Source organism: Rhodomicrobium udaipurense JA643 (assembly GCF_000636015.1).
GTDB lineage: Bacteria > Pseudomonadota > Alphaproteobacteria > Rhizobiales > Rhodomicrobiaceae > Rhodomicrobium > Rhodomicrobium udaipurense.
In genome coordinates, this window is the sequence record NZ_JFZJ01000011.1 from 40576 (window position 1) to 47324 (window position 6749).

The following is a 6749-nucleotide window of genomic DNA, read 5'->3' on the forward strand; positions in this document are numbered from 1 at the left end:
CTGGAGGGGCTTCTAGCACCGCCCGGCAGGCATGAACAAAAAATGGCGTGTAAGCACTTATCGCAAAACTAGGTTGTGTTCTTGATAGATTCGAAACCATACCCAAAAAATGGCTGCGTCCCATGGCTTTAGCGGCGCCCCCGCAAAAAGTCATGACTGAAGTGCCGTTTTGGCGATGGTTTCGGCGGATCGGAAAAGGCGATTGAAATTCAGTTCGCCGAACCGGGACGCGGCAAAAACATTCTCCTTATTAACAGCAATGCAAGCTTCGTTTACACGAAGCTGCGCGATCGTGCCTCATTTGCAACAGATGCGCGAAATAGCAGCAATGTGGGTCACGTCCGGGAAAAATGTGGAGCGAGGGCAAGTCTTGGATTGCCGTTCTAAAATCCTATTTCAGAAAAGTGCCGTCTTGGAATGGTGGCCCGCTCCAAGTCTTAACTCAGGTTGCAATCCGTCGCGCCATCACGCTTTCCGGTTGCCAAGCGTGGACATATCTGCATTGTTCGCGGCGTCGAAGTGCCGGTTGCACCAATCCAAATACGGTAGGCAATGCTCAAAGAGCCCATAGTAAAGACTGTCGATATCTGTTCGCGCCATCCATGGCGAGTACTGGCCGCAGCGCTCGTCCTGACGATCATATCCGGCTATTATTTTGCCGCGCACTTCGCGATCAACACGGATATCAGCAAGCTGATCTCGACGGAGCTTCCCTGGCGACAGCGCGAAGTTGCGTTCGCCAAGGCGTTTCCGAAGGTGGAATCCGCCATCGTGGCGGTCGTGGACGGCCCGACGCCGGAACTCGCCGATCAGGCCGCGCAGCGTCTCGCGCACCGGCTTTTGGAAGAGAAGACCCTTATCAGCAGCGTACAGCAGCTGACCGGCGGTCCCTTCTTCCAGAAGAATGGATTTCTTTTCCTCTCCGAGAGCGAGCTTAAGGACGCGCTTGGTCAGTTGACGCGCGCGAAGCCGCTGCTCGAACCGCTCGCCGCCGATCCAAGTCTTCGCGGTGTGATGAGTGCTATCACGCTCACAACACAAGGCGTGCAGGGGCGGCAGGTCACGCTGAACAGCCTTGCGCCGCAGTTCAATTCGATGGCCACGGCGATCGAAAACGCCACCGCCGGGCGTCCGGCCAATTTCAGTTGGCGCGAGATGCTGAGCGGTCAGGCGTCGAAGACGAGCGACAAGCGGCAGCTTATCGAAATCGTGCCGATCCTCGACTACAACGCGCTTCAGCCGGGCCTTGAAGCCTCCGACGCAATCCGCAAGGCTGCGGCGGAACTCGGCCTGCCCGAGCAAGGCGTGACCGTGCGCCTGACCGGTCCAGTCCCAATCTCCGATGAGGAGTTCGGCACGCTCAAGGAAGACATGGGCATGCACGGGACACTGACCATCCTGTCCGTGCTCATTATTCTCTGGCTCGCACTGCATTCGGGGCGGATCATTTTCGCCGTCTTTACCTCGCTGATCGTGGGGCTCGCGATAACGGCCGCGCTCGGGCTGGCAGCGGTTGGCGCCTTCAATCCGATCTCCGTCGCGTTCTTCGTCTTGTTCGTCGGCATCGGTGTCGACTTCGGGTTGCAGTTCAGCGTCGGCTATCGCGCGGAGCGCTTCGAAAAAGACGATCTGCACGGCGCGCTGAAGGCGAACGCCTCGAACCTCGGCAGCCGCCTCGCGCTTGCCGCAATGGCAACGGCGGCGGGCTTCCTCGCCTTCACGCCCACGGCTTATAAGGGGCTTTCGGAACTCGGCCTCGTCGCCGGCATGGGCATGATTATCGCCTTCCTGACGAGCATCACCGTGCTCCCAGCGATGCTGCGGCTGCTGAACCCGCCCGCCGAGGCGCATCCACTCGGTTACGCGTTCCTGAAGCCGGTTGACGAGTTCATGGACCGGAACCGCTGGCCGATCCTTATCGGCACGTTATGCGTCGTGCTCGCCGGGTTGCCGCTTCTTAATTGGCTGCGGTTCGATTTCAACCCGATGAACCTTCGCAGCCCGAACGTGGAATCGGTCGCCACCTATCTCGACCTCAAGAAGGATCCAGAGACGGCGGGCCGCACCATCGAGGTGCTTACGGCGTCGCAGACCGAGGCGGACGCGCTTTCGAAGAAGATCGCGGCGCTGCCTGAGGTGGCCCGCACCACGTCGCTCAGCTCGTTCATCCCCGACAATCAGGACCAGAAGCGCGCATTGATCGCACAGACGGCCGCGATGCTTGAAAGCGTGCTCAAGCCGCAGGCGACCCAGCCTGCGCCAGCCGACGCCCAACTCGCGGAGAAGCTTGAGGGTACCTCGAACCTCTTGAGCGTAATCATCTCGCGGGTTCGCGGCCAGAAAGAAGGCGTCGAGGCGGCCAAGCGGCTGTCTGAAGCTCTCGCCGCGCTCTCCAAGGCCTCGCCCGAGGCGCGGGCGCGCGCTACCACGGCGCTGGTGGACCCGCTCAACATCACGCTGAACATGCTGAGGACGAGCTTCGACCCCGGAACGGTGACACTCGCCTCGCTGCCGCCGCACCTCGTTTCCGACTGGAAAACGGCGGACGGTCGCGTGCGCATCTCCGTTTCGCCGAGCGGCGACTCCGAAAATAACGACGTTCTCCGCCGCTTCGTCGATGTGGTGACGGCGGTTGCACCGGATGCGACGGGCGAAGCCATCGGCATTCAGGAAGCGGGTGACACCATCGTCAATGCGTTCCTCGAAGCGGGTTTCTGGGCGCTGACGTCGATCTCGATCCTGCTTTTCATCTTCCTGCGGCGCGTGCGCGACGTGGCGCTGACGCTGTTCCCGCTGCTGCTGGCGTGCGCCGTCACGCTGGAACTGTGCGTGATCCTCGACCTGCCGCTGAACTTCGCGAACATCATCGCGCTGCCGCTGCTGCTCGGCGTCGGCGTCGCGTTCAAGATCTACTACATCATAGCGTGGCGCGACGGGAAAAGCGGCCTCCTCGCCTCGCCGCTCACGCGCGCTGTGTTCTTCAGCGGCATGACGACGGCGGTGGCGTTTGGAAGCCTCTACCTTTCGAAGCACCCCGGCACGTCAAGCATGGGTGAGTTGTTGGCCCTGTCGCTCATGTCAACGATGGCGGCAGCGGTACTGTTTCAACCGCTGCTGATGGGGCCGCCACGAAAGGTTGAAGAGGAAGAACCGGAAGGGAAGAAGACGGAGACGAAGCGTCCCGCCGCCTATCTCGGAAGTTCTGAGCACACGGCCTGATCGGTCAGAGCGCCTTTCTGCGGCGGGGTCTTGACGCGAGTCCAGTCCTGCCCGCCGCAGATCCACCCGCCGAGCACGCAGCCTTCGATGCGCAGTAAGTCCGGGCTCGAAAGGCTGATGTGCGAGATGTAGTTGTCGCCTTCCTCGGCGTTGTACACTTCGCCGTCGAAGCGACCGGGCTTATCCGCCGAGGGCTTCATCCCGAGAAGGATGGGCATGCCGAGCACGGATCGCGTCTGCTTCGCCGGATCGGGGTTCTTGCTGTCGACGCCGGGCTCGCCCTTCGTCCACGAGATGATACCCCAGACGCCGTCCGCACAGGAAACGACACGCACCTGAGCGGTGCCGTCTTCGACAAGCCATTCACCCAGAACGGACGGAACCGCAGGCGCGGCTGGCGCCGCCGGGGCAGGTTTAGGGGAAGCGGGCTTCGGCTGAGCAAAAGCGGGACCGGCGATGAGCAGGCCCGCGACCGCTGCGAGATGAAATACCTTCATGAATTTTGACTCCAATCTGTTGCCTGCGAGCCTCATGTGCCCCCAATGTGGAATTTCTGCGGTTAAGAACAAATTTTGCGTCCAGCCCGCATCGCATGCTATCCCCAGAACAATTCAAAGATAGGGCCGGGCGCGCATCACGCGACCGCCGCCGAGGAGCCGTTCAGCATGAGCATCGACATCAAATCGCTTTTCGCGGAGAACGAGGCGGGGCGTTATGCGCTCCATACGCGGCATCTGAACGAGCAGATGGTGCGCGTCCTCAAGACAATCGGCTACGATGTCGGCTTCGTGCGCGGACAGGGCGCTTACCTGTGGGACCGCGCGGGCGACAAATATCTCGACCTCCTTTCGGGCTGGGGAGTCTTCGCGCTCGGGCGCAACAATCCGAAGGTGAACGACGCACTGCGGCAGGTGCTCGACAGCGAATTACCGAACCTCGTTCAGATGGACGTGTCGCCGCTCGCGGGCGTCGTCGCCGAGCGCCTTCTCGCGCGGGCGCCGTGGCTGGACAAGGCGTTCTTCGCCAATTCCGGGACCGAGAGCGTTGAAGCCGCCATCAAGTTCGTGCGCGCTGCGACGGGCCGCGCGGGAATCGCGCATTGCAGCCATGCGTTCCACGGCTTGTCCTACGGTTCGCTCTCGCTAAACGGCGACCAGATTTTCCGCAAGGGCTTCGAGGGCTTTCTCACCGATACGGTGGAAGTGCCGTTCAACGATCTCACGGCGCTGGAAGACGCGCTGAAGACGAAGAAGATCGCGGGCTTCTTCGTCGAGCCAATCCAGGGCAAGGGCGTGCATGTGCCCGACGACGGCTACCTGAAGGGCGTTCAGGAGCTTTGCAAGAAATACGGCACGCTATTTGTCGCGGACGAAATTCAGACCGGCGTCGGCCGCACGGGCAAGTTCTTCGCCATCGATCACTGGCCGGGCGTCGAGCCGGACCTCGTGCTCGTCGCGAAGGCGCTATCGGGCGGCCATGTGCCGGTTGGCGCTGTGCTGACGCACAAATGGATCTTCGACAAGCTGTTCAACCGCATGGATCGCGCGGTGGTCCACGGCTCCACCTTCGCCAAGAACGACATGGCGATGGCGGCGGCGCTGGCAACGCTTTCGATCCTCGAAGAAGACGGCGTGATCGAGAATGCTGCCGCCAAGGGCGAGCGGCTAGCGGCCTCGTTCCGGTCGATGATCGGTCGGCACGAGCTGATGAAGGATGTTCGCGGCAAGGGGCTCATGATCGGCATCGAGTTCGGCGAGCCGAAATCCTTTGCGCTGCGCATGTCGTGGCACGCGCTGGAGGCGGCGAACAAGGGCCTCTTCAGCCAGATGATTACCATCCCGCTGTTCAAGGAGCACAAGGTCCTCTGCCAGGTCGCGGGGCACGGCATGAACATCGTGAAGCTGCTGCCCGCACTTACGCTGACCGACGACGACTGCAAGTGGATCGAGGACTCGTTCGACGCGACGATTGCCGCCGCCCACAAGGTGCCTGGCGCGGCGTGGTCGCTCGGCAAGACGCTCGCTGGGCATGCACTTAAATCGCGAGCGGAAGCATAGGCACACGCTGAGGTTAACGCTGTTTAAGGTTTTGGCAACGAAACGGTGAAGCCTTTCCGCTACAATTCCACCCGATATCGGACTTATCGTCTGAATTAAATGGTACTCGGGGAGCGCCGCGCGCTGACAAAGCCACGGCGCTCGGTCTTTGCAGATCGACCGTTCGCCTTCCGCAGGAGGCGGGGCGATCAGGCCGGGAGACTTTGGATGAAAGTGCAAAATTTTCTGCTCAACGCGTCGCTGGTCACGAGTGTCGCGCTGGCGGTGACGGTTGCCTCGGGCGGCGCGGATGCCCTTGCGGGGCTGGCGGCTTCATCGTCTGATACGTCGAAATCGACGTCCACCTATAATCCTCGTCGCGGCACGCCGAAACACGCGGTCACGGCTCAGGCGCAATTGACCGAGACGCGGGCCGCAGCGACGTCCACTGCGCCGACGGCCGAAACAGGAACCGCGCCCTCCGTGGCGCAACCCGCTCCCACCACGAATGCTCCGGTCGCGATCCCGGTCAAGGCTGCTGCGACAGCCGCGCCCGGCGTGCGACTGGCAGCCGGAGCGACACCCGCCGCGACGCCGCTTCCTATCCCCGGCAGCGGGCCTATTCCTCCGCAGGTCTTCAAGGCGACGCCCGCGAAGCTGCTGTTCGGCGCGGCGCGCGAACCCGCCAAGATGGAAACGCGATCCGTCGGCTTCTATGCGAAGGGCTGCCTTGCGGGCGCGGCGCAGCTTCCCGAAAATGGACCGGTCTGGCAGGGCATGCGGCTTTCACGCAACCGCCACTGGGGCAACCCCGTTCTTGTGACGTTCATCGAAAAGTTCGCCAAGGATGCCAAGGCGAAGGACGGATGGCCGGGCCTTCTGATCGGCGACATGTCGATGCCGCGCGGCGGCCCCATGCCCTTCGGTCACGCGAGCCATCAGGTCGGTCTCGACGTCGACATCTGGTACAAGCCGATGCCCGGTCGCACGCTTGCGGTCGATGAGCGCGAGCAAATGAAGATGGACAGCGTTTTGCTCGATCCCGTGCACGTCAACGAGCAGAGCTGGACGCCGGACCACGTCAAGCTTTTGCGCCGCGCGGTGTCCTATCCTGAAGTCACGCGCGTTTTCGTCAATCCCGCGATCAAAAAGTGGATGTGCGATAATGTGACGGACGATCGCGGCTTCCTGCACAAGATCCAGCCCATCATGGGCCATGATGCGCATTTCCATGTCCGGCTCGCCTGCCCCGCTGGCGATGAGGGCTGCCGTAATCAGCCGCCTCTGCCCGCTGGCGACGGGTGCGGCGGAGGGCTGGATAAGTGGATCGCGAAGCTTTCGAAGCCGGTTGTCCCCGTCGCGCCGAAGCCTAAAGTGGCGTCAGCGCCCGCGAAGCCGAAGGCCGGCATAACCATGGCGCAGTTGCCTCCGGCCTGCGCAGCCGTGCTGAACGCGCCGTCGATCACACTCGCCGCGCATTAGCAGCCGCCGATC

At 62.2% G+C, this 6749-nt stretch carries 4 protein-coding genes; 3 read left to right on the forward strand and 1 reads right to left on the reverse strand.

Annotation, left to right across the window (positions count from 1 at the left end; genetic code table 11):
* Positions 1-552: 552 nt before the first annotated feature.
* Complete coding sequence (hpnN, locus tag T281_RS03395) at positions 553-3219, forward strand: hopanoid transporter HpnN (RefSeq protein ID WP_037234167.1); 2667 nt, start codon at positions 553-555, stop codon at positions 3217-3219.
* On the opposite strand, the gene T281_RS17380 is transcribed toward hpnN, so the two are convergent.
* A complete protein-coding gene (locus tag T281_RS17380) occupies positions 3189-3716 on the reverse strand; it encodes a DUF2147 domain-containing protein (protein ID WP_052036974.1) in 528 nt (175 codons plus the stop codon). The genes hpnN and T281_RS17380 overlap by 31 nt on opposite strands.
* A gap of 168 nt (positions 3717-3884) precedes the next feature.
* Between T281_RS17380 and T281_RS03405 the strand changes: the two genes are divergently transcribed.
* Together T281_RS03405 and mepA are read left to right on the forward strand one after the other, a co-directional pair.
* The gene (locus tag T281_RS03405; protein WP_037234217.1) at positions 3885-5276 is read left to right on the forward strand and encodes an aspartate aminotransferase family protein; all 1392 of its coding nucleotides are present in this window, start codon (positions 3885-3887) and stop codon (positions 5274-5276) included.
* Between the two features lie 207 nt (positions 5277-5483).
* The gene (mepA, locus tag T281_RS03410; RefSeq protein WP_052036975.1) at positions 5484-6737 is read left to right on the forward strand and encodes a penicillin-insensitive murein endopeptidase; all 1254 of its coding nucleotides are present in this window, start codon (positions 5484-5486) and stop codon (positions 6735-6737) included.
* The last annotated feature ends 12 nt before the right edge of the window (positions 6738-6749 follow it).